Below are 288 nucleotides of genomic sequence, written 5' to 3' on the forward strand. Positions count from 1 at the left end.
CCAGGAGTTGCTGGACGTCAAGTTGACCTTGGAACTGGAGATCAGCGCCTACCGCAAGCTCCTAGAGGGCGAGGAGGAGAGGCTGAAGCTGTCTCCCAGCCCCGCCTCACGGGTCACCATCTCACGGGCCACCTGGAGCAGCAGCAGCAGCAGCTTCTGCCTGGCCCAGCAGGCCTCGGCCACCTGCAGCGTCAGCATGGAGGAGATTGACCTGGAGGGCAGGTTCGTGGGGCTCAAGATCAACTCCGACAAGGATCAGTCCCTGGGGAACTGGAGGATCAAGAGGCA

At 62.5% G+C, this 288-nt stretch carries 1 protein-coding gene; it reads left to right on the plus strand.

Features of this window, described 5'->3' with window-relative positions; genetic code table 11:
- Positions 1-288, plus strand: a 288-nt coding sequence (locus tag LKL37_RS23015; protein ID WP_431612574.1) for a hypothetical protein, incomplete at both ends; no start/stop codon positions are given.

The organism is Chryseobacterium sp. 'Rf worker isolate 10' (assembly GCF_050753305.1).
Lineage (GTDB): Bacteria > Bacteroidota > Bacteroidia > Flavobacteriales > Weeksellaceae > Chryseobacterium.